The 23500-nt window shown below is 38.3% G+C and carries 19 protein-coding genes and 1 pseudogene; 11 read left to right on the forward strand and 9 right to left on the reverse strand.

What is annotated here, in order from left to right; all coding sequences use genetic code 11:
* Window positions 1-41: 41 nt before the first annotated feature.
* Genes E4N74_RS08780 through E4N74_RS08810 form a run of 7 tightly spaced genes read right to left on the reverse strand, consistent with a single transcriptional unit; the run spans window position 42 to window position 6524 of the window.
* Complete coding sequence (locus tag E4N74_RS08780) at window positions 42-614, reverse strand: electron transport complex protein RnfA (protein ID WP_044977632.1); 573 nt, start codon at window positions 612-614, stop codon at window positions 42-44.
* 3 nt (window positions 615-617) lie between these two features.
* Complete coding sequence (gene rsxE, locus E4N74_RS08785; RefSeq protein WP_044977633.1) at window positions 618-1277, reverse strand: electron transport complex subunit RsxE; 660 nt, start codon at window positions 1275-1277, stop codon at window positions 618-620.
* Window positions 1278-1847 (reverse strand): RnfABCDGE type electron transport complex subunit G, encoded by a 570-nt coding sequence (locus tag E4N74_RS08790; protein ID WP_044977634.1) that lies wholly within the window; start codon window positions 1845-1847, stop codon window positions 1278-1280.
* Complete coding sequence (locus E4N74_RS08795; protein WP_044977635.1) at window positions 1844-2860, reverse strand: RnfABCDGE type electron transport complex subunit D; 1017 nt, start codon at window positions 2858-2860, stop codon at window positions 1844-1846. Before E4N74_RS08795 ends, E4N74_RS08790 begins: the two co-directional genes overlap by 4 nt.
* Entirely contained in the window at window positions 2860-4302 is a 1443-nt protein-coding gene (gene rsxC / locus E4N74_RS08800; protein WP_044977636.1) for an electron transport complex subunit RsxC, read from the reverse strand. Before rsxC ends, E4N74_RS08795 begins: the two co-directional genes overlap by 1 nt.
* A gap of 46 nt (window positions 4303-4348) precedes the next feature.
* Window positions 4349-5827 (reverse strand): pallilysin-related adhesin, encoded by a 1479-nt coding sequence (locus E4N74_RS08805; RefSeq protein ID WP_255817249.1) that lies wholly within the window; start codon window positions 5825-5827, stop codon window positions 4349-4351.
* Window positions 5828-5861: 34 nt separating this feature from the next.
* Entirely contained in the window at window positions 5862-6524 is a 663-nt protein-coding gene (locus E4N74_RS08810) for a vWA domain-containing protein (protein WP_044977638.1), read from the reverse strand.
* 167 nt (window positions 6525-6691) lie between these two features.
* Here E4N74_RS08810 and cfpA point away from each other — a divergent pair, with 167 nt between their 5' ends.
* The 7 genes from cfpA (at window position 6692) to E4N74_RS08845 (ending at window position 17224) form a co-directional block, all read left to right on the forward strand.
* Complete coding sequence (cfpA, locus tag E4N74_RS08815; protein ID WP_044977640.1) at window positions 6692-8737, forward strand: cytoplasmic filament protein CfpA; 2046 nt, start codon at window positions 6692-6694, stop codon at window positions 8735-8737.
* Between the two features lie 87 nt (window positions 8738-8824).
* On the forward strand, window positions 8825-9853 hold the full coding sequence (locus tag E4N74_RS08820; RefSeq protein ID WP_044977641.1) for a hypothetical protein: 1029 nt from the start codon (window positions 8825-8827) through the stop codon (window positions 9851-9853).
* Between the two features lie 10 nt (window positions 9854-9863).
* Entirely contained in the window at window positions 9864-12662 is a 2799-nt protein-coding gene (locus tag E4N74_RS08825; RefSeq protein WP_255817250.1) for a putative PEP-binding protein, read from the forward strand.
* Window positions 12663-12772: 110 nt separating this feature from the next.
* Entirely contained in the window at window positions 12773-13447 is a 675-nt protein-coding gene (locus E4N74_RS08830) for a TIGR00266 family protein (protein ID WP_255805006.1), read from the forward strand.
* Window positions 13448-13579: 132 nt separating this feature from the next.
* Window positions 13580-15757, forward strand: a complete 2178-nt coding sequence (locus tag E4N74_RS08835) for a DUF4954 family protein (protein WP_255817251.1) — start codon at window positions 13580-13582, stop codon at window positions 15755-15757.
* Between the two features lie 6 nt (window positions 15758-15763).
* Window positions 15764-16450 carry a YkgJ family cysteine cluster protein gene (locus E4N74_RS08840; protein WP_255817252.1) on the forward strand — a complete coding sequence of 229 codons (687 nt, stop codon included), beginning with the start codon at window positions 15764-15766 and terminating at the stop codon, window positions 16448-16450.
* 60 nt (window positions 16451-16510) lie between these two features.
* Entirely contained in the window at window positions 16511-17224 is a 714-nt protein-coding gene (locus tag E4N74_RS08845) for a queuosine precursor transporter (RefSeq protein ID WP_255805008.1), read from the forward strand.
* A 99-nt stretch (window positions 17225-17323) separates the two neighbouring features.
* Here E4N74_RS08845 and E4N74_RS08850 read toward each other — a convergent pair.
* Window positions 17324-19488 (reverse strand): annotated as a pseudogene (locus E4N74_RS08850) (methyl-accepting chemotaxis protein).
* Between the two features lie 92 nt (window positions 19489-19580).
* Window positions 19581-21428, reverse strand: a complete 1848-nt coding sequence (locus E4N74_RS08855) for a methyl-accepting chemotaxis protein (RefSeq protein ID WP_255817253.1) — start codon at window positions 21426-21428, stop codon at window positions 19581-19583.
* Window positions 21429-21681: 253 nt separating this feature from the next.
* Between E4N74_RS08855 and E4N74_RS08860 the strand changes: the two genes are divergently transcribed.
* From E4N74_RS08860 to E4N74_RS08875, 4 genes are all read left to right on the forward strand, one after another.
* Window positions 21682-21915, forward strand: a complete 234-nt coding sequence (locus E4N74_RS08860) for a hypothetical protein (protein WP_044977650.1) — start codon at window positions 21682-21684, stop codon at window positions 21913-21915.
* An 83-nt stretch (window positions 21916-21998) separates the two neighbouring features.
* Window positions 21999-22427 (forward strand): 50S ribosomal protein L13, encoded by a 429-nt coding sequence (gene rplM, locus E4N74_RS08865; protein ID WP_044977652.1) that lies wholly within the window; start codon window positions 21999-22001, stop codon window positions 22425-22427.
* Between the two features lie 10 nt (window positions 22428-22437).
* A complete protein-coding gene (rpsI, locus tag E4N74_RS08870; RefSeq protein WP_084224507.1) occupies window positions 22438-22827 on the forward strand; it encodes a 30S ribosomal protein S9 in 390 nt (129 codons plus the stop codon).
* Window positions 22766-23461 (forward strand): regulatory protein RecX, encoded by a 696-nt coding sequence (locus E4N74_RS08875; RefSeq protein WP_255817254.1) that lies wholly within the window; start codon window positions 22766-22768, stop codon window positions 23459-23461. Before rpsI ends, E4N74_RS08875 begins: the two co-directional genes overlap by 62 nt.
* Window positions 23462-23500: the final 39 nt, after the last annotated feature.

The raw sequence follows: 23500 nt of genomic DNA on the forward strand, positions 1-23500 counted from the left end.
GTAAGCCTATCAGCTTGCAGATTTTCGAGGTTCTTTTGATTTTAAATCAGTCCTGCAAAGCCTCCGAAAGCCATGGAAAGAAGGGCTGCCGCTATAAAAAGAATGGGCGTTCCTTTTAAGAATTTCGGAACGGGGGCATTGTCTATTCTTTGCCTTAAACCTGCTAAGAGTAAAAGCGAGATCATAAAGCCGAAAGCGGAACCTGCCGCATGAACAAGGGCTTGTAAGAATGTATAACCTTCATCTATGACATCGATTGTAACGGCAAGTATTGCACAGTTTGTTGTAATCAAAGCTAAATAAACACCCATCGAGCTGTAAAGAGCCGGAGCCGCTTTTTTTAGATAAAATTCTACCAGCTGAACTAAACTTGCAATTACTAAAATAAAGATAAGGGTCTGAAGGAATTCAAGTTTTCCTATCAATATGTAATTGTATATAGGATAGGTGACGGCGGTGGCCAAAAGAGTAACAAAGAGTACAGCCCAACCCATACCTACCGATTTTTTTACATCGGAGGACATTCCTATAAAGGGACAAAGGGCTAAAAACCTCATTAAAATTACATTTTTTACAAGGATTGCAGAAAGAAAAATACTAAGCGTTTCGGGCATTTTTTACTCCTCCTCTTTTTTAGTTTCAGGCTCGGCTTGCGGAGCAGACGGGCTTTGAATCTTTTTCTTAGGCCTTTCTAAAAGTCTTTTTGCAACGAGGTTTATCGAAATCATAATACCGAATACAAAAAAACCTCCGGGGGCATTTGCAAAAAAGCGTATGTGATAGGCTTCGGGTATAAATACGTTTCCTGCCAATGATCCCGAGCCTAAGATTTCTCTTATGGCCGAAATAAGTACAAGAACTATCGTATAACCGACTCCCATTCCAAGAGCGTCCAAAACGGATTTTCCGGGACTTTCCTTTGAAGCAAAGGACTCAACTCTTCCCATAATAATACAGTTTACAACGATCAGCTTAATAAAAAGCCCCATTGCTTCCGATAGGGCAGGAGTATAAGCCTGCATCAAAAGGTCTACAATGGTTGTAAAAGAAGCTATTACTATGATAAAAACCGGAATCCTTATATCCTGAGGAATCAATTTTCTGAACATACTTATAATTAACTCGCTCATGACTATTACGAAGGTCATAGCAAGTCCCATACCGAGACCGTTTAATATGTTTGTTGTAACGGCAAGGGACGAACAGAGCCCTATCATCAATACTAAAAGAGGGTTACTTTTTATAATCCCGTTTGTGAAAATATCTAAGTTTTTCATTTATTTTCCCTCCTCCAAGTTGTTTTTTGCCATGTATTCTATTGCCGTAAAGGAGGCATCTTTTAAAATGGCGGCAACACCCTTCGATGTTATCGTAGCCCCTCCTATTACATTTATATCGGCTCCTACTTCAAAGGCTGACTCAAGAGGCTTTCCGTTAAACTGTCCGATAAAGGGTTCTTCCGCAGCCTTGCTTCCTAAGCTGGGCGTATCGGTAAGCTCTAAGAATTCTATTTTGCGTATTTTTTTGTTTAGGTCTACAGCTATCAATATGGTTGCACTTGCATAGGTAGGTCCCTTAGCTGTTATAGTAAGCCCTACTGTTTTTCCGTTTTTTACAGCCGTATAAGCATTTAAAAACTTGGTTTTATTTAAGCCTTCAGGGATTTCCTCACTTATTTCTTTAAAGTCTTCAGCTTCAGGGAAGACCGCATTTAAGGCTCTTCTTGTTTTCTCTACCTTTACTTCAGTAATTCTCGGGGCCGTAAAGCTGTAAACTGCCGCAAGAGCCAAACATGCTATGACCGCATAAGCTGAAAGGGTAAGGGCTAACTTTATCATCTGTTTCATTTTGCAGCCTCCTTGTTCTTTTTGGGCGGTTTTACATAGCCGTATTTTACGGGTATAATTTTATTTAAAAACGGAACTGCGGCATTCATTATAAGAATACTGTACATAACACCTTCAGGCATACCTGAAAATAAGCGGATAAGACCGGTTATAAGTCCGCAGCCTGCACCGAAAATGAGTTTTCCCTTGGGCGTTACGGGGCTTGTTACATAATCGGTTGCCATAAAGACGGCTCCGAAGGCTAAACCTCCCGAAGTCAGGGTTAAAATAGGATTTATACCTCCGATTGCGGTAATTATAACGGCTGTTGCCATCATAGTAACGGGCGTTCTCCAATCGATAACCTTTTTAAAGAGTAGATATGCAAAACCTAAAAGAATCAGGAGTATGCTTGTTTCGCCTATACATCCTGCATGGTTTCCCAAAATAAGTTGGGTATAAAGGTCGGTAGTTGAGCCTAAATTTAAAGTTTTTGCTATTTCGGCAGCGCTCATGGCAATACCTTCTTTTGCATTGATAAGTTTTAGAGGTGTTGCAGTACTCATTGCATCAAAGAAAGAATTTCCCGGCTGAACCCAGCTGGTCATTGCTCCCGAAAAGCTTACAAACATAAATGCTCTTCCTACCAAGGCGGGGTTAAATACGTTTGAACCTAAGCCTCCGAAAGATTCCTTTGCCACAACTATTGCAAAAAAACAGCCTAAAATTAGCATCCATATCGGAAGATTCGGCGGACTTACAAGAGCAAGCAAAAGGCCTGTTATTACGGCTGAAAGGTCTTTTACTCTTATATCCAGATTACATATTTTTCTAAATAAGCTTTCAAAACCTACACAGCAAAGAACCGAAACTATGATTCGAATCAAAGCAGATATCGAAAAAAGATAGATACCATAGACCGTTAAAGGCAACAGGGCTATAATAACATCCAACATTAGAGTTTGAGTTTTAACCGGTGTTACAACATGGGGTGCCGGAGACATGAAAATTTCGTTTTTATCGGATTCTGCCATTATTTGACTCCTTCTTCGCTCTTTTTAGCCTCAGGCTCTTGTTTTTTAGCTTCAGCTGCTTGTTTTTCTGCTGCTGCGGCCTTTGCGGCAGCCTTGGCTTCTCTTTTTTGTTTTTCTTCTCTTGCTATCTGCTTGCCTACTTTAAACCGTTGAACAAGTTTGATACGGGCAGGGCAGGTATAAGCACAGGTTCCGCATTCTACGCAGTCCAAAAGGCCGCATCTTATAGCTTCTTCGGTATTTCCTGCGTTTAAGGCTCTAACGATTAGAACGGGAGAAAGGCGGCAGCTGCATACGTCAATACACTTACCGCAGCCTATACAGGGGCTTTCTTCTTCCAAAGAAACTTCTTCCCTTGTTAAAAAAAGCACGCCTGATGTGTTTTTTTGAATGGGAAAGTCGGCGTTTTTCATTGCAAAGCCCATCATCGGACCGCCTGAGATTATTTTTACAACTCCGGGTTTAAGGGAAACTACACTTGGAATAAGGTCGCCGACGCAGGTTCCTATAGGGGCTATTATGTTTAAGGGCTTTTCGCAGGCTCCGCCGCTTATGGTCAGCGCTCTGTCGATAAGGGGCTTACCTAAACGGAAGGCTTCTGAAATAGCTTTTAAGGTTCCTACGTTTTGAATAACGCAGCCTATTTGGAAAGGAAGGCCTCCTGAAGGAATTTCCCTATTTACGACTGCATCCGTAAGAGTTTTTTCTCCGCCCTGCGGGTATTTTGTTTTACAAAGCTGAACTTCTATATCGTAGGCACCTGCAGCAATCGGATTTGCTTTGATTTTTGAAATAGCCTTTTCCAAAACGGGAACTAAATCTTTTTTATTGTCTTCAAGGGCTATAATGCCTTGTTTTGCGCCTACAATACGCATAGTGATGGCAAGGCCGTCAACAATAGCATCCGAATCGCCGAATATGGTTGCAGCATCCGTGCAAAGATAAGGCTCGCATTCCGCTCCGTTTGCAATTACATACTCGATTTTTGCATTGGGGGGAGGGCTTAATTTTACATGAGTCGGAAAAGAGGCTCCTCCCATACCTGTGATACCCGCATCTTTGACTCTTTTAAGAGCTTCTTCCTTTGTGCATGTAAAAGGATCAAGGGGAGGCATAAAGTCTTCTCTGTTTTCTTCATCGATTTCGATTAAAAAACAAAGATTTTCCGTATTTCCGGTTACAAGATGAGGTTCTATTTTTTTTACCTTTCCTGAAACGGATGAATGGACGGGGGCCGACATAAATTTATCGGTTTCGGCTATCTTTTGACCTCTGGCAACCAAATCCCCTACGCTTACAAGAGGTGTATTAGGCATTCCTCCCTGCGTAACGGGAATCCAAACTGATTTATTTGACGGCAATACCCTAACGACATTATCGCTTGATAATACCGCCTTTCGCTCAGGCGGATGTACTCCGCCTTTAAATGATTTTATACCCATACAAGTATTTTATACATAAGTAGTGAAACTTTCAAGAGGATAATAATTAAATTTGTCTTTCAAATACGATCGGCTCATCTCCGGTAGGGATTGCATCGGTTATACTTAATTTAACTTTTGTCAACATAATTCTTTGTATATTGTTTTTTTCGTTAAATTCAAGCATATAGAATTTAGTTATGCCCTCGGTTGATTTCATTTGCAGTATTATTTTTTCGTTTATTTCCAATATGTTAAAATACCCTGTTTCAATATCATCGGACTTTTGAATAGTATAGGAATTACTTAAAAGGTCTAAAAGTGTTCCATTGGCCGATTTCCATTGATTTGAAGACTTTGATACAAATTCTTTTACTTTTTGAGTATTATTTTCTTTTTGATTTACATTACTTAAAAGTAAATTAGTATTTTTTTTATAATTTCCGTTCCAAAGAGAGGCCGTGCCGAATTTAATTCTCAAAACATCTTCTATTACTCGAACTTGTATTTCATCGACGCCCTTAATTTCTACTTCTACCCGTCTTACAATATTTGGAATTGACTTATTGCTTGTTGTAAAAAATAAACCGTATCTTCTAGGCAGCGTTGTTTTTATTTCGTATATTTCTTCAACATTGTCTAAATTAAAAATAATATGGTCGTCATTTTTGTCAAAATAAACACTCCTGCCGGTTTCTTTATTTTCTTCTTGTTGAAACCATAATCCTGATAAAAAATCTCTAAAAGATTCCATATTTCCGCTTTGAAGCTTTCTCAAAAGCTGAACTTCGATTTTTTCACCGGGGATTACTTTTTGCAAGCCTTCTTCATATTTTTGAGTTTTTGAATTCCATGTGTATTCCGTTTCAATTTGATTTAAAGTGTTGGGAGCCGAAGGATCGGAGTTATAAGTGTATACACGATATGAAGATAGACTTGACGGATCTTCTTCTCGAGTTTCAATTTCTTTAATCTGAATTTGTATATCCGCATGCAAGTCGGCAATTTGAGAAAAATGAATATTACCATCACTTTCTCTTTTGATTGTTTGTATGGATAATGCCTGTCTATTATCCGATGTCATCCCCGAATAAATAAGAGATTTAGGATCCTGCGTCAAATTCATAATATAAAATGTAAGAGATTTAGGTTGTGTGATTGTCGTTCTTATCTCTTCAACCCTATCCCATCTTTGAGTTATAGGGTTTTGAATCGAAATAATCAGATACAAAAAAGGATCTAATAGTTTTTTTACGGCAACAACTTGGTCTTCAACACCGTCTTCGTTTAAATCATCCGAAATTGCATCAACAAAGGTTTCATCATTGAATAATTCCAGAAATATCTTTGCATCTGTGTTAGGAGTATAATTTTCCGTTTTTTCTCCGTTATTTTCTATTTGCGAAGAAACTACAGGAATTATTGTTTGTGTAATAATTTTGTCTTCGGTTTTTATATTTGACCGCATAAATTTAAAGTATATTAACAAACTTAATACGACCAAAACCGCAAGACCCGAAATAATATACATTATCTTTTGGAACATATTTTAATTACATCCTCGATTACTTGATTGTCAATTAGGGCTGATTTTTTTTGATTAATGCTTTAGTTTCATCGGAATGCAGTCTTTCTTTATCATCATTCTTTATTATATCGGAAAAAAGAGCCTTACTTGTTTTTACCACTCTATCTTGAAGTCCCATATCTACGGTAATTTCATACCAATTATCGTGTTTAATAATTCTTGACTCAATTAAATAAGGACTTGAGAATTTTTTTTGTTTACCGCCGTATTTTGAGGTTATCGGAGCATCTTGTTCAAGATCCGTAAGCATTAAAAGCACTTTGTATCTGCCATTTTCAGTTCTTTCATTGATTGCTTCTTGTATTTTATCAAGAGCTTTTCCTACATCTGTAAATCTTCCATTCGGTAAAATTGAATTTATTGTGTTTATTATTTTATCGGTATCATTGCGGTCTTTTACTTCGATTGAGAGCAAATGTTCGGGATTTTCATAAAATTGGTAAATGCTTATCCAATCCCCATACGTGATAATTTGATCTACCAATTCATCAAGAACCCATTGTTTTAGGCTGTCGAATTTACCCGCTTCCTGCATTGATAATGATTTATCTATCATGATAATCATATCAACGGGCACTGTTCTTTCACCTGCATTTAAATTAAATAAAATTCCTGATAAAAGCAAAAATATAAAAATAAGCTTTTTAATTTTCATAAACACTCCTTTTTTTACGCTTTATACCCATATTATACAACATATTTGAAAAAAAATCATCAAGTTTAAATAAAAACTCTTTACATTATGCAAAATATGTTTATAATTATATAATAGTGATGTATATTGTAATATAACAAAATTGCTAAAAGTAAGGAGAGATAAGAATGGCAAATTTAGATCTACCACAGAGCCCGAATGTTTTCCATCCCGAGAAGCCCAGTGCTGTGGGTTCAAGAAACTCTTTGGCTCAAGACTATCGTGATCAGCAGAAAGAAGTAAATCAGCTGATTGAAGAAGAAACAAATAAAGTGTTGCACCACTTGACTACAAAACTTCCCAAAGAAGTCCTTGAGAGATTGGACGTAATGGGCGGTGTTAAAGAAAAGCTGTACAACTACTTTAACCAGAACTACCAGAACATGTTCAACCGATACATGGTAACGGCTGAAGATGAAATGCTGAAAAAGGTTCGCGGATTTATCGATCGGGAGGAAATGAAGGTTTTAGACCGCTATACTCCGAAAGAAATCGCAAATCTTCTTGATGCAGTCGGCGGTGCCGACAAGTTTAACACAGGCGAAATCGAAAAATCGATTGTCAACATGTATGGACACTTACAGGGCCATGTACAGCGCGGTGTTAACGATTTAGAAACCTTAACAAACTCATTGTTAAGACAGAAGACGGACGTAGGAGCCTTTGTTAGAGGTGAAAACGCATACTCAATCGTAAAGTGTGCATTTAAAGACAACCTCTACAAACCGAAGACCGTAACCGATGTTAAGCTTTCCGTAAATATTCTTGATACGGAACTTATCAGCCCTATCTTCCAATATCAATCAACAGTCGAATATCTTATCAAGGATCTCTTGTCAAATCACTATATGGATGTAATTGACAAGGAAATTGAAAAGATAAAAGACCGACGAATCGATCAGGGATTGGATGAATTATCTGACGGCGAAATCGTTTTTGCAAAAATCGATAAAGTAAAAGATATCACTGATGACGATGTTGAAAACCCCAAGAGCAAGAGATACGATGTAGTATCCAAGCAGCTCATGGAAAGAATCAACAACTTGAGAGCTGAAATCGATCCTGAGACCTTTGATCAGCTCAATGTCAGAGAAAACATCAAAAAGATTATCGACCTTGAAAATATCAGAAACCGCGGATTTAACACGGCCATCAACTCGATTACTTCAATCCTTGATACGTCAAAGATGGGATACCAGTATATCGAAAACTTAAAAAATGCCCGTGAATTAATCTTACGCGAATATGATGATACGGATATCGCTAACCTTCCTGATGAAAGATATCAGATCAGACTCAAGTATTATGACAATGCTCAGTTAATTTCAGAAAGACAGGCTTATGAAGTAATGATGAGTTCTTTTGAAACTGAAATTCAGCATTTGTGGGATGTAGTAAGGGCTACTTACGACAAATCAAAGTTTATGACCAAAATCACAGACTTTAACGATTTGGCCGACAACTACAAGAAATTCATCAAGCGAAAGTACAAGGATCAGTCCGGTGAGCCCGTATACGAAGATACAGCGAAGGTTTGGGATGAGATATCTTTTGTTAAAGCTCCCGAAACTGAAGTTGAAAAGATGAACAGAACCTATGTCTACGAAAAAGATAAGCTCCGCAAGAAGCTCATTATCATGCGCCGAAGAATGAAGGATTTGTATGATTATCAATATCCTATCGAAAGACGCGTTATCGAAGACAGACTTTCATTCTTAGAAGCCGAATTCAACAAATTCGATTATTTAATCAACCCCTTCCACATTCAGCCCGGTCTCTTGCTCGATATAGATATTACATCTATCAAGAGAAAGAAGGCTACATTGGACGGAATGGCCAACGTGCTCAACGAATTCTTGCATGGTGTATCAAAAGGCTTTGCTGATGCTGCATTTGCTTCATTCAGCCGCCGACGATCTACAGTACGTGCCGATATCGCACAGAGCTTCGCCAGTGCTGATGACGATCCCAAAGCCAGCGGAGCTGCAGGACGCTCTCAGTTCATTGATATGCTGAACAGCACGCCTGCTATTGAAGCTCCCGCAGCTGAAGCTGTGAGCGCTCCGGCTAAACGACGAGGACCCAAGAGAGGCGCAGTCAAAGCGAAAAAAGCAGGCTCTGTTGATTCAGGACGAGGACGACGAAAAGCTAAGTCAGGAATTAAAGAAATTTAATTTAGGATTTTAGAGCTTAACTGATTAAAAATTTAAGCCCCTGGAACAGCCCCGTTTCGGGGGCTTTTGCTTAAAAAAGGAGTACTTATGGTTAATATGACTAATTTTTTTGTTCCTCTTGCTAACAAGACTGATTTTAATGCTTCAGTTAAACATATCCAGTCTGTTATTGAAATTTTAGATGATTGTGATCCTAAAGAGAATATTGCCGATAAGATAAATCTTATGATAAGAGAACAAAAGATAAAACCTGAACAAGTTAGATCAATTCTTTCGGTTTCTCTACTTGATAAATGGAATTATAAAGTTGTATCTGAAAATTTGAAATTTATTTTGGAAGATGCTTCATCATTTGTTGCCGAGCTTGCCAAATGGACAGGTGTTGATTTGATTTTCGGCTATGATCACCCTGATTTGGGTTTTATTGTTATAAATCCGAAAAATCCTGCTGCCGCTCCTGTCATTCAGGGTTTTAGAAAAAATGAGCTGCTTTTGATATATGTCGGTAAGCAAGACAGGGGGGCTGTAGATGCCGGTATCGCCGATTCCGTTATTTCAGCTATTCTAAAATTATTTGAAAAAAAAGCTTGTTCCGTACCTGCATCGGTAAAAACAGGACCCTTTGTATATGTTGAACCTAAACAAACTGCCCCCGCAAAGACAAAAAGGCAGGTTGTTAAACGGGCGGGCAAAAAAGCTGCTGCTCCTGTTGCTGTTGCAGCTAAAGTTCAGGCAAGTTCGGTACCCTCACATCTGGAAAGACCCTCCGCCGTTTCTACAGGACCTAAAAAAATGTCGCAGCTTGTTTCCGTACCTGTTTCAAACGAACTTTTCCATAACGGAAATGTTGAAGCATGGAAGAGGATTATCCGAAGTTATACAGCTAAATATCAAGACGCCGAAGTTATGGTTTACTATGACGGAGAGCGTATTGTAGATATAAATACATTATTTAAGTGGGGAAAGGTCAAACACGGAAGCACAATACAATTTGCCGTTTCTGCAGAAGAAATCAACGACCTTTCAAAGTTATCAAAATATTTTAGACAAGGTGCCAGTCCCATGTTTGAAGCTTTTTTACGAGGCTCGCCTGATACCGTTTTAAATTTATTTTAAGGAGTAAAAAGTGAAAATATCAAACAATATCCATTTTTTTAACAGTAAAGAAACAGTCGGAAAAAAAGTTGATAAGAACTTATTAGGCATTCGAGGAAGGCAGGCAAACGAATTTGCAGAACTTAAACTTCCCATCTTGCCGGGAATCATCATTGATGCTTCAGTAATGCAGGATATAGGGGATGCTAACATCTATTCGGAAATATCTCCTTACTTAGCTAAATTCGGAGCAGAAGTTAAAAAAGAATACGGCGATGATGAGTCTCCATTACTTTTGAAGCTGGTTATTTCACCAAATATGCTTATCACCAGCTACCCTACTCTTCACAACTTCGGTCTTACCAAGGATACGGTAATAGGATTTCAAGAGAATGTAGGCGAAGACTTTGCTGCAAATGAAGTTCTGTTTTTGCTTAATGGAATTTTAACCGTTGTGCTAAAAATAGAAGAATTGGAAGAAAACGAGAAGAAAGTTGCTGATTTGGAAAAAGCATTAAAAGAAATTAAGGAAACAATGAAGTCAGGTAAGATCGGTTTAAAACCGGGAGCCATCATGGATAAATATTCCAAGTTTTTACCTAAACATTTTTTTGATGATTGTAAAGTCCAGCTTGAAGAGTCAATCCATCTTATCGCCCGTCTTTTAACCCTCGAAGAAGACACCGACCATGATGTGGCCCTTTTGATTCAGCCCATGGTTTACGGAAACTACGGAAAGGATTCATATTCAGGCTCCTTCTTTAGCCGAAATATTGTAAACGGAGAAAAGAAATTACAAGGTCAGTTCTTTGCCGAAAAATTCAATGAGGTAAATGCCGAAGGTAAAGATATAAACTTAATAAAGCCCGAATATTTAAAACAATTCCAGCAGATTGCATGGCAGCTTGAAGATTATACAAAGGATATCCGCAATATTCGATTTACTATTGAAGCCGGAAGACTTTGGCTTATCGAACAAAAATCGGTTGAAGCTAAGAGCACCATCTCAATGGTTCAGATTTTGCTTGATTTGTACAATAGAAAGATAGTAGATGCCGAGTATGTTGTGCGTTCCGTTAAACCCGGCCAGTTAAATGAAATCCTACACCCCGTTATAGACATAATGAGTACAAAGGGTATGAAATCATCAAAGGGCGGTATAGCAGGAGCTCCGGGAGCTGCAGTGGGCAGGGTCTATTTTACGGCCGACTCCCTTATTGAAGCTCAAAGGGCAGCAAAACTTCAAGGAATGGACACAAGATGTATCCTATGTATGCCTGCAACCTATGCAGGAGACGTAAAGGGTATAGAGGTTTCTACAGGTGTTATATCTAATGAAGGCGGTTATTCGGCCCATGCTTCCGTTGTTGCCAGACAGTACGGTAAAATATCTCTTGTACGTCCCGATATGAAAATAAGCGGAAAAAAGGCCGTTATTGAAGGCGTTACTATAAACGAAGGCGATTATATTACGCTCAATGTTCCTTATTACGGGGATTCTACCGTTTATTTCGGTGAAGCAAAGTTGATTGAACCCGATCCTAAAACTTCAGGTCTTTTGGACTTTATAAGTCTTGCAAAAGGATTTTTATCCAATTTCCATGTAAGAGCAAATGCCGATAGTCCCCGTGATGCTCAGCTTGCTTTAGATTTCGGTGCAGAAGGTATAGGTCTTTGCCGAACCGAGCACATGTTCTTTAACGAAAAAAGAATAAATACCTTCCGTGAGATGATTTTAGCTGCAAATGAGACTGAAAGGAAAAAGGTTCTTGAAAAACTTCAAAAATTGCAAACCGAAGACTTCTACGGCATCTTTAAGGCTATGAACGGCAAGGAGGTTACCATAAGATTATTGGATGCGCCTCTCCACGAATTCCTGCCCCATAATGATGTTGAGCTTGACGGTTTTGTAAAATATTTGACGGCTCAAAAAAAGAAAGTTAATAAAAAAGACTTGCTTACCGACATTGAAAAACTTTCCGAAATCAATCCTATGTTGGGTCACCGAGGCTGCCGAATTGCTATAAGCTATCCTGAAATTTATGCAATGCAGATAAGGGCTATTTTTGAAGCAGCTTATAAACTTAAAAAAGAAAAAGTGGATGTAAAGCCTGAAATTATGATTCCTCTTATAATGAACTTTAGAGAATTAAAGCAAATTATTTACGGAAAGAAAATTGAGGGCCATACTTATTTAGGTATTGATGCTATTGCCGAAGAAGTTAAGGCAGCCGTAAAAGGCGGAGACCTTGAGTACAAGGTCGGAACTATGATTGAGCTTCCGGCTTCTGCCCTAAGTTCAGATGAAATTGCAAAATATGCACAGTTCTTCTCTTTCGGTACAAATGACTTGACGCAGACAACATTGGGTCTTTCACGCGACGATTTTAACAGCTTTATGCCCGACTACACGATGTACGACCTTATCGATGGGAACCCCTTTGCCGTGCTTGACAGCCGAGTAAGGGACTTAATCGAAATTTCAATTCAACGCGGTAAGCTTACCCGGCCCGATTTGCACTTAGGTCTTTGCGGTGAACATGGAGCCCGTCCCGAAAACGTACGCTTCTGTATGGATGCGGGATTGAACTATGTTTCGTGTTCGTCATATTCAGTACCTATTGCTCTTCTTTCGATTGCGCAGGCTGAATTGGAAAATGCGGAAAAAGCTGGTATAAAACTTGAACCTAAAATCCAAGCGCCCCGTAAAGCCGTTTCAGAAACGGCTAAATCTGCCGAAAAAAATGAATCGGTAAAAGCTGTAAAAGAAAAGCCTGAATCAGCTAAAAAGGCTTCTGCCAAGAAGATGGCTGCAAAAAAATCTAAGTAATTTTATGCGGCTCCGTTTGGAGCCGCTTTAGGTTTATGAAAGCCTGCAAAAACTGTGACTTTTTTGCAGGTATTTTTTCTTATTTTAATCTTAATTTTTAGGAGTTTTTTATGGAATACAAAATTATTGGAGATGCTTTTCCTGCTGTTGTTTGTAAACTTAGAGCCGGTGAAAAGATGATAACTCAGTCAGGCGGAATGGCATGGATGAGTTCCGGAATTTCTATGGAGACCTCTGCCGGCGGAGTCGGTAAGGCCATAGGCAGGATGTTTTCGGGAGAAAGTTTATTTTTAAACAAATATACTGCAACTACCGACGGAGAAATCTCTTTTGCCTCAAGGTTCCCCGGTGCTATAAAGGCATTTGAAATTACTTCGGGTTCTTCCCTGATTGCACAAAAAACCGCTTTTTTAGCTTCAACTGAAGGCGTTGACCTTTCGATTTTCTTTCAAAAAAGGCTGGGAGCAGGTTTTTTCGGAGGAGAAGGTTTTATAATGCAAAAACTTTCGGGCAATGGAACAGTTTTTCTTGAGATTGACGGTTCTGCAGTAGAATATACTTTGGGTGCCGGCGAAACAATGCTTTTGGATACGGGATATCTTGCAGCAATGGAAGAAACCTGTAAGATGGAAGTAGAGATGATAAAGGGTATAAAAAATATGATTTTCGGCGGGGAGGGTTTATTTAACACGAAAGTTACCGGTCCCGGAAAAATAATTGTACAGACAATGCCAATTCATGCGGTTGCTCAATCTTTGATTCCGTTTTTACCACATGGAAAATAACCGGCTTTAAAGCCGGGCTTTAAAGCCTATTTTTATGAGCCGGTGAGAGCTGCTTACCGGCTTTACTTATGATATCCTTATAGTTATTTTGTAACATTAGCTTATCTTTGTGTTTTTACATTGGAGAACCTTATGGCTAAAATGCAGATAGTAAAATCCGAAGATTTCGGGTATGATTTTATTGAATGCAAATACTTACCGGATGGTAAGGATGAGTATTATATAAGATTTAATCAAACCAATCACAAAAATACTAAGTACCGTCAATTAAATTCGGAAGAAATTGAGCGTCTGATAAAAAACGGGAATTCCAGTACGGATTGGTCGATGGTCTTGGTTGAAGACCCTTTTGATACGGATTTGATAACAAACAGCATGTTTGCCGGATTGGTACGAATTTCTTCAACTCAAAATTTTTACTTAAAATATCATGACTTTACGGTACCCGTAGGCATTACAAACAGCAAGGTCATTTCTTGCGATATAGGAAAAAACTGCGCGATTCATTATTGTGCCTATCTTTCGCATTATATAATAGGCGACAGAGTTATTTTGAGCCGTATTGATGAGATGTGCACGACAGACCATTCCAAATTCGGCGAAGGCTTAGTAAAAGACGGAGAAGATGAAAAGATCAGGGTAACAATAGACACTATCAATGAAGCCGGAGGAAGAGAAGTATTTCCTTTTTACGATATGATTACAGCCGACGCTTTCTTGTGGGCGAGGTACAGGGATGAAACAGAACTTATACAAAAATTTGAAGAAATAACCCAAAATTCTAAAGACTCAAAAAGAGGTTATTACGGTGAGGTTGGTTCCGATTCTGCGATAAAGAGCTGCCGTATTATAAAAGACGTTAATTTCGGTTCATCCGTTTATGTAAAGGGAGCCAATAAACTTAAAAACTTAACCATAAAATCAACTGCCGAGGAACCTTCCCAGATAGGAGAAGGGGTAGAACTTGTAAACGGTATAATAGGTTTAGGTTCCAGAGTTTTTTATGGTGTTAAAGCTGTCCGCTTTGTCATAGGAAATAACTGTGAGCTCAAATACGGTACAAGGTTGATACATTCCATAGTTGGAGATAACTCGACTATTTCCTGCTGCGAGGTCTTAAATGCACTTATATTCCCTTATCATGAACAACATCACAATAATTCCTTTTTGGTTGCTGCTATGATTCAGGGACAATCCAATATGGCCGCAGGGGCTACTGTAGGTTCCAATCACAACACAAGAGGCAATGACGGCGAGATTGTTGCAGGCCGCGGGTTTTGGCCGGGGCTTTCTTCAACCTTAAAACATAATTGCCGATTTGCTTCCTTCGTTATTTTGGCAAAAGCAAATTATCCTGCAGAGCTCGATATTCCTTTTCCTTTTAGTTTGGTTTTAAATAATGCCCATGAAGATAGACTTGAAATTATGCCGGCCTATTATTGGCTGTACAATATGTACGCTCTTGAACGCAATAATAAAAAATTTTTAAAACGGGATAGAAGGGTAACAAAGACCCAGCACATTGAAACCGCCTATCTTGCTCCCGATACCGCTGCCGAAATTTTAAATGCCCGTGCTCTTCTTGAAAAATGGATATGCAAGGCTTGGACCGATAGCGGAAAATCACCTTTAAGCATAGATGAAATTCTAAGAGATAAAAAAGATGAGGCAAAGAATCTTTTTGTAAAGGGTGAAAATATTGAAAGGTCTAAGCGTACCGTAAAAATAATCAAGGCTGTAGAATCATATGAGGCCTATCAGGATATGCTGATATGGTATGGGGTTACAACCTTGGCTGAATATTTTAATAAAAAAGATTTTATCGATAAAATCGGATTTTACATTGAAGACTTTAAAATTTCCAAAAATCATAACTTTGATTGGGTAAATATGGGCGGCCAGCTAATACCTGAAAAACAACTCAATTCAATTAAAGAAGGCATAAAGTCAGGAAAACTTAACACATGGAAAAAAATTCATGCTGCCTATGACAAAGCTCATAGTTCTTATGTTGTCGATAAGGCTGACAATGCTTATGCTGTTCTTTGTGCTCTTATGAAGGTTAAAACGATAGATAAGGCCCTTTGGAATAGGCTCTTGGAAAAAGCAGCAACAATAAGAAAATATATTGAAGAACAAATATTCTACACAAAAAATAAGGATTATAATAATAATTTTAGGGATATTACTTACCTAAATCCTAAAGAAAGGACTGCCGTTTTAGGAAGTGTCGAAGATAATGCATTAATTATTGAATCAAAAAAGGACACGGAATATTATCTTACCCTTTTTGAAAAGTGCAGGGCTTAAATAAAAATGAAACAAGAAACTGAAAGTTTTAAGGGCACAAAAACGGCCGAAATGATTTTGCTTTTGGACAAGGTCTATAAGGAAATTGAAGAAGCCGAAGCGGAATGGATGTCAAAGTGTCCTATTAAGTGTATAGACGGATGCGGTGCATGCTGCGTTCATTTTGAACCGGATGTTTATGAAGTTGAAGCTCTTTATCTTGCATCATGGCTTCTTTTTCATCAAAGAGAGAGGGCTTTTCAAATATTAAAGGGCTGTTTTAATGAGAATGTTTTAGATAAAGAAAACGGCTGCCTTCTATTTGACATAGATAATCCTTATCATTGTACCGTATATGGAGGCCGCTGTCTGATATGCCGTCTTTTTGGTTATGCAGGAGACAGAGGTAAAGACTTTTCCGTACGCTGGCGTCCATGTAAATATCTTGTTTCTATGGATAAAAATCTTTCCGCTTCAAAAATTAAACAATACTCACAAGAAAATTTGCTTAATAATTTTGGTACACTTCCTCCGGTTATGAGCGATTTTTCTTCACGTATATTGTGTTTTATGACTGAAGGATCATCTCATACCCTTCCGCTCAGGGAGGCTTTACCTGCTGCAATTTCTAAAATTCTAATGCTTGAAAGGTATTCCAACAATCCGGAATTTGAACCTGATACGGATCCTGAAATGCCGCCCCTTGCTTCATAAAGTGTTTATAGTTTTTAAGGCTTATTCACTTTTATTTTTCTTTATGCTAATATCCTGCACATGGAAAATTCACAGTTAAATCAAGGAGCCCTTGAAACGGACTCCATTAAGAAAACGAATTTCTTGCCGGTAATTTCCGGACTCTTTGTAGGCGTTTTGGTTTTGTCGAACATTCTTGCGGCAAAGATGGTACAGCTTGGACCCTTCGTTTTTGACGGAGGCACTCTTCTTTTTCCTTTTTCTTATATTTTTGGAGATGTTTTAGCTGAAGTCTATGGTTATCGGGCTTCAAGAAAGGTTATTTGGACAGGTTTTTTTATGCTGCTTATTATGGGCCTAAATATCTGGCTTATAAGCGTTCTTCCTGCCGAATCCGAGTGGGTATTTCAACAAGATTTTGATAACATTCTTTTGCAGATGCCGCGAATTTCTGCGGGCAGCCTTTGCGGTTATTTTATTGGCGAGTATTCCAACTCGGTTGTTTTATCTAAATTAAAAGTAATAACAAGGGGCAAGCATTTATGGCTTAGAACAATAAGCTCGACATTGATTGGAGAATTTTTTGACAGCGCCGTTTTTGTTGCCATTGCTTTTTTAGGCCTTTATAGCATAGATGTTCTTATTATAATGGCTTTTTCAAACTATCTTTTTAAAACTTTAATAGAAGTTATCTTTACGCCTTTTACTTATAGAATAATTGCATTTGTAAAAAAGCATGAAAAAATCGATGTTTATGATTACAATGTAAGCTATAATCCCCTTCCGGGAAAATAAAATTTAGTGTAGATAAGAATTAAACATTTACCCCATCCTTAACTTTTTTAAGGATGGGATAAGTTTATGACTTTTTTACATTACGGTTTTGTTTTTATATTAAACCTTAAATTTCATTACTTCATCTGCTAAAGATTCAATGCTCTCTTTATTTTTTTGCGTAATACCTTGTACTTCTTGAACAGCGTCATTGATTTGCAATGCTCCCGAGGTCATTTCATTCATACGGTCTGTAATTGTACGTGTAAGATCATCAAGTTTACTCATTTCCTGTGCTATACCTTCTCCCCCCTTAAGCATCTCGTGTGAACCTTGCTTGACCTCTTGCGTTACGGTATTGATATTCCGGATTGCAGTGAGAACTTCTTTGCTGCCGTTTTCTTGTTCACTCATCGCTTCCATTATGCTGTTACTCATTGCTTTTACATTTTCTGCAAGGGAGAAGATTGCGTTAAATTTTTCCTCTACGGTTTTGGACGAGTTAGCCAACAGCTCTATTTCGGAGGAAAGATTTTTAAGGGTAGAGGTAATAGTCTTTCCTTGGGCGCTCGATTCTTCTGCAAGTTTTCGTATCTCATCTGCAACTACTGCAAAACCTTTTCCGGCTTCACCGGCATGCGCTGCCTCAATTGCCGCATTCATTGCAAGAAGATTTGTTTGGCTTGCAATATGCTGTATAACATTGGATGCTTCCATCAAACTTCCGGATTCTTCGGATATTTTTTGGGTTACGGTATTTGCATTAGAAACATTATCCTTTCCTTCTGCTGTTGCACTGGCCAGTTCTTTTATAATATTGTCGCTCTTTCCCAGTGTTTGCGTAATTGATGCAATATTGGCAACCATTTGTTCAATGGATGAAGAAGATTCTGCAACACTGGCGGCCTGCGTTTCAATGCTGCCGTTAAGCTGCTTTATTGTACGGATGATTTGTTCAACTGTAGCGGCTGTCTCGGTTACGCTTGCAGCCTGAGTTAAAGTCTGTTCTTTTATGTTGCTTATATTCGATTTTATCTGTTCTACAGCACTTGCTGTCTCAGTCATATTGCTTGCAAGTTCATCACCTATAAACTGCATCGTATTCGTATTTGTCTCCACCGATCTGATTGAGTTGCCTATCTTTTCGATGGTCTGATTAAAGTATTTTGACAAAAGGGTAACCTCATCATTGTTTACAACAGGCAGCCGGACGGTTAGGTCTCCTTCGCCTTGAGCTATATCTTTTAATGCTAAGACAACTTTCTGCAACGGTAAGATCATTTTACGGGTGACAATAAGTGTCGCAGCTAAGGCAACCCCCAAAAGGCTAAAACCTGTTACAACCATCATATATTGAAGACTTTCTACAGTATCCAAAAAATCGTCTACGGGTGCTCTTATTACTACCATCCAGCCTGTAGATTTCATAATAGCATAGGATCCGATATTTTTCTCTCCATCAAATGTGTAATAACCTATGGAAGATTTGTCTGACTGCATTGCCTGTTTTGCAAAATTTGCAATCGATACTAATGCAGGATTTGTTTTTGCGCTTTCTTGAAAATTGTCTTGATTCAGCACTAATTCTCTGTTGCGGTGGGCTACGGCATTACCGGTTTTTCCTAAGATAAAACAATATCCGTTTTTTCCTACTGTGATATGGTCTATATCGTCTGAAAGTTTTGTTCCGGGTGTGTCCGCAGCGAGTACACCTATGATTTTATTATCATAGTCGTATACGGGAACTGAGATAGTATTTACAAGCGTTCCTTCGGCCTTTGAGCCGTACGGTTCGGTTACAAATTGTTCTCCTGCTAAAGCCCTTTTAAACCATTCTCTATCATTTACATCAAATATCCGGCCGTCAAGCGTATGGCACTTTCCGTTTATATCGGTTATTGAAAACTCTATTATCCTGGGATTAAAAGCCGCTTCTTTTTTAAATAGGCCATTTTGTCCGAGTAGGATGCATCTACACTCCTTAGCTCCGATGCTCTTGAAGCACTTGAAACAAAATTTAAAAAAGAGTAGACCATTGAATCTACCAGGTCGGCAGTGTCCGCAGCCTTATCCTTCAAATGTATCTCTATCCTTTCAAGGATGGCCTTTTTCGACATAACCGCCCCTATAATTCCTTGTGTTGACACTGAAATAACAACAATCAAAGCAAAAAAAATAAGAATTTTTTTACCCATCGAAAATATCTTATCTTCAGGTATTCTAGTTTGAATACTTACTTCCTTTTTTGCGGCGGATTCCGCAACAACCAATTCCTTGTCTTTCATTTTTACCTCCTGAAGTACACTTTACCTAGTTATAAATAGTTTACATCCATATTTCAAATATTGCAAGTTTGTATATTTGAAATTTTAAAGATTTATATTTTAAATTTATTGACTTCTACTGCCAATATTTCAATATTTTGTTTGTTTTTTTGAGTTATATCATTAACTTCCTCTACAGCTTTGCTTATTTGGTCAGTACCCGATGCCATTTCGGTTATACTGTCATTTATCATTCTTGTCATATCTTCAAGCTGTTTCATCTCTTTGGCAATACCTTCCCCTCCTAAAATCATTTCAGCTGAGCCGTCTTTTACCTTTTCCGTTACCGAATTAATATCCCGTATCGCAGCTAAGATTTCTTTACTTCCGTTTTCTTGTTCAAGCATTGCTGCAGTTATAGCGTTGCTCATTTCTTTTACATTTTCTGCAAGGGTAAAAATAATATTGAATTTTTCTTCTACGGTTTTTGATGAAGTAGAGAGCATTTCTATTTCGCTTGATAAATTTTTTAGAGTTGAAGTTATCGCTTTTCCCTGAGAGCTTGATTCTTCCGACAATTTTCTGATTTCATCTGCAACGACGGCAAAGCCCTTTCCTGCTTCACCGGCATGGGCAGCCTCAATCGCCGCATTCATTGCTAAGAGATTTGTTTGGCTTGCAATATGTTGTATAACGCTTGATGCCTCAAAAAGACTTCCGGATTCTTCTATGATTTTTTGCGAAAGGCTATTGGATTGTATGATAGTTTCTTTGCCGTCAGCTGTGGCCTCTGCAAGCTCTTTGATGGCTTCATCCGTTTTAGCCAAAGTTTTAGTTATGGAAGAAATATTTGCAGCCATTTCTTCTATTGAAGCAGAGGATTCACTGACACTCGCCGCTTGACTTTCAATACTTTCGTTTAGTTGTTTGATTGTATGAATTATTTGCTCTACTGTTGAAACACTTTCCGTGACGCTTGCAGATTGACTTATTGTTTGATTTTTTACTCCATCGATGTTTGCGCTTATCTGATGTATTGCACTTGCCGTTTTGGTCATATTCCCTGCAAGCTCGCTGCCTGTTTGTACCATTGTTTCGGCACTATTATGAACGGAACGAAGTGCAGAACTCATTTTTCCTATTGTCCGGTTAAAATGAGCAGACATAGCGGTTATTTCATCGTTTCCTATCAGAGGAAGAGACACGGTCAAGTCTCCTTCTCCTACCTGTTTAAAGACTGAGACTACTTTTAAAATAGGCTTTACTATTAAGCCTTGCAGTAGGCTTATGGTTATAAATATCACCATCACTAAAATAGCGCCTGAGCCCACAAGAGTATAGATAACTGCATACTGAAGTTTTGAACTTATTTCATTATTTACTTCGGTAATTTCGGCCCCGCAAAAAACGACTAGTTGGATCTTACCTTCCCTAACTATGGGTTTGTATTTTGTAATAAAGGCTTTATTTAAGATTAGAGCATTTCCACTGTAATCTTTGTTTTGAGATATTGCATCATATGCTTTCGAGTGGTCAAGTTTTGTACCCAATGCCCTTTTCCCGTTTTCATCAAGAATTGTTGTAAGTATGCGTTTAAATTCCTTATTTTCATGAACAAAAATTGTAATTTCTACACCTAACTGTTTTGAAAGCATATCTATCACTTTAGGGTCTACAGCTTCTTTTGTTCCTTTTAAAGTGGAGTCCTTAATGCTTAAATTACCGTAAACCGCTTCAAGGTAGGTTTCTATTATTGCCAAGTCTCCATCAAGCTGATTTATTACACTGCTGTAAACTGCACTTTGAGATGTTGATTTTACCGCATAAACGCTTATTCCGGTTAAAATTCCTATAGCAAAAAGCAGAGATATAAAAAAAATACCTCCTATTTTAAGAATAAGGCTTTTTTTCTTTACATTTTCTTTTGCTGTTATGAATTTTGTTTCTTCCATGTCTTTCATTCTTATGCTCCTTTTTTAAATACTATGTATTTTAAATTTGCCGTATCCCATCTCGAAAAACTTCAGTTTTTCAGGATGCCTTATCTTATATTCTATACCCGTATTATTCATATGTCAAGTTTTTTTTGTCTTTTGTCTTTTGTCAAAATTTTATGTTTTTTTTGTCTTTTGTCTTTATGTATTCAGCTTTTTAGACTCCGGTTGACGAAAATGCTTAAATATGTAATAATAAATCGAGATTAGGAGGCTTTAAATGCTAGCACTTATTATTGGTATTGTTTTAATCGCTTTTACGGTTATTGCAGCCCTTCCTATGGGATTGGCATGGGGACAGGATATTTTATTATTTTTAAGAGGCGGTTTACCGATTTTTGCAGCTTTTGTCGGCCTTGTTTCCGTGTTTATAGGAATTGCCGACATTAAAGACAAGCAGGATGCAAGAAAAGAAGAAGCGGCTATGAAGGCTGCCGAAAATAAAACTGAGTAAGTTATTGACATATATTCTTTATTTAGTTATAATATTCTAACCCACATTATCTGCATATATTGTTTGTAGAAGGTATACATTAAATGAAAACTATTTTTTTAAAAGAACATGAAGCGCAGCGCTCTTGGTACGTAATTGATGCCGCAGGGAAACCTCTTGGGCGCGTTGCAGCTAAGACTGCAGCTATGCTTAGAGGAAAACACAAGGTAGGTTTTGCTCCTCATCAGGAAATCGGTGATTATGTAGTTATTATTAATGCCGAAAAAATAGCCGTAACAGGAAATAAGGCTAAGGATAAAATGTACTATACTCACTCCGGTTATGTAGGCGGTTTAAAGTCCATTAACTTTAACGGATTAATCGCTAAAAAGCCGGCTGAACCCTTGATGATTGCAATTAAAGGTATGCTTCCTAAGGGACATCTTGGAAGAAAACTTTTAACAAATGTTAAGGTCTATGCAGGCCCTGAACATCCTCACCAAGCACAGAACCCGATAGCGGTTGAAGTATAAGGAGAGTAAAGTGAAGAATATTGGAATGGGAACAGGCCGACGAAAAACTTCGGTGGCGCGGGTATACATTCGGGATGGAAAAGGTCAGTTAATGATCAATGATAAAGACATTAACGAATATTTTGCCACTCCGGAACAAATCCAAAAAGCAAAAGAGCCTTTAATGGTTACTGCAGGCGAATCTAAGTATGATATTATAATCACAGTCCGAGGGGGAGGCCTTACCGGTCAAGCAGGTGCATGCTCTCACGGAATTGCAAGGGCATTGGCTCAAGTGGATGCTTCAAATCATGCATCTTTAAAGGCTAACGGATTGCTTACACGTGATTCGCGAATGGTTGAACGAAAAAAATTCGGTCAGCGCGGTGCAAGACGAAGATTCCAGTTCAGCAAGCGTTAATTCTTTTTCTATTGCGGATATATGCAGCACTTCTTCAGATTTGTTAAAGATAACCAATTCTGAAGGAGTGTCTTTTGTAACAAGACCGGTTTATTTTTTGGATGATGAGTTTGCAGGTCTTGTTGCCGAGTCAGGCAGCCCTATAAGTGAAAAATCGCTTGAGGCTTTGTTGAACGCTGTAAGAATGTATGCAGCTGAGTGTGTTGCTATGGCCTATTTAAATAGGGCTGAACATTCCCGCTTTCAGCTGACCTTAAAGCTCAAAAAGAAGGGCTTTTTAGTTTCCGAGATTGATCCGGCTCTGGATTATTTAGCGGAAAAAGGGTTTCTTGATGACGGGCGTTTTGCCAGAGCTTGGCTTAACACTAGAGTTGTAAGTAAAAAAGAAGGCCGCAATAGATTGGCCTCCGAGCTTGCTCTAAGAGGTGTCGATTTTAAAATTGCGGAAGATGTGCTTGATGAGTTTTTTTTAGAGCATTCGGAAAAAGATATTTGCCGAGAAGCTTTGGAAAAACAACTGATAAATGGGGTGGATAAACCTCGGTTGATGCATAAAATGTATAGACTGGGTTTTTCCGTTAACACTGTGAATATATGTTTGGAGGGAATCGAAAACATTACCGACTCTGTTTAAGGTTTGTTTGATTTTTATACTATGGGTAAGAGTGAAAAT

The organism is Treponema putidum, assembly GCF_024401155.1.
GTDB lineage: Bacteria > Spirochaetota > Spirochaetia > Treponematales > Treponemataceae > Treponema_B > Treponema_B putidum.

Coding starts and splice junctions, on each gene's coding strand:
- E4N74_RS08780 (WP_044977632.1), bottom strand. CDS start 614: ATGCCCGAAACGCTTAGTATTTTTCTTTCTGCAATCCTTGTAAAAAAT.
- rsxE (WP_044977633.1), bottom strand. CDS start 1,277: ATGAAAAACTTAGATATTTTCACAAACGGGATTATAAAAAGTAACCCT.
- E4N74_RS08790 (WP_044977634.1), bottom strand. CDS start 1,847: ATGAAACAGATGATAAAGTTAGCCCTTACCCTTTCAGCTTATGCGGTC.
- E4N74_RS08795 (WP_044977635.1), bottom strand. CDS start 2,860: ATGGCAGAATCCGATAAAAACGAAATTTTCATGTCTCCGGCACCCCAT.
- rsxC (WP_044977636.1), bottom strand. CDS start 4,302: ATGGGTATAAAATCATTTAAAGGCGGAGTACATCCGCCTGAGCGAAAG.
- E4N74_RS08805 (WP_255817249.1), bottom strand. CDS start 5,827: ATGTTCCAAAAGATAATGTATATTATTTCGGGTCTTGCGGTTTTGGTC.
- E4N74_RS08810 (WP_044977638.1), bottom strand. CDS start 6,524: ATGAAAATTAAAAAGCTTATTTTTATATTTTTGCTTTTATCAGGAATT.
- cfpA (WP_044977640.1), top strand. CDS start 6,692: ATGGCAAATTTAGATCTACCACAGAGCCCGAATGTTTTCCATCCCGAG.
- E4N74_RS08820 (WP_044977641.1), top strand. CDS start 8,825: ATGGTTAATATGACTAATTTTTTTGTTCCTCTTGCTAACAAGACTGAT.
- E4N74_RS08830 (WP_255805006.1), top strand. CDS start 12,773: ATGGAATACAAAATTATTGGAGATGCTTTTCCTGCTGTTGTTTGTAAA.
- E4N74_RS08835 (WP_255817251.1), top strand. CDS start 13,580: ATGGCTAAAATGCAGATAGTAAAATCCGAAGATTTCGGGTATGATTTT.
- E4N74_RS08840 (WP_255817252.1), top strand. CDS start 15,764: ATGAAACAAGAAACTGAAAGTTTTAAGGGCACAAAAACGGCCGAAATG.
- E4N74_RS08845 (WP_255805008.1), top strand. CDS start 16,511: ATGGAAAATTCACAGTTAAATCAAGGAGCCCTTGAAACGGACTCCATT.
- E4N74_RS08855 (WP_255817253.1), bottom strand. CDS start 21,428: ATGAAAGACATGGAAGAAACAAAATTCATAACAGCAAAAGAAAATGTA.
- E4N74_RS08860 (WP_044977650.1), top strand. CDS start 21,682: ATGCTAGCACTTATTATTGGTATTGTTTTAATCGCTTTTACGGTTATT.
- rplM (WP_044977652.1), top strand. CDS start 21,999: ATGAAAACTATTTTTTTAAAAGAACATGAAGCGCAGCGCTCTTGGTAC.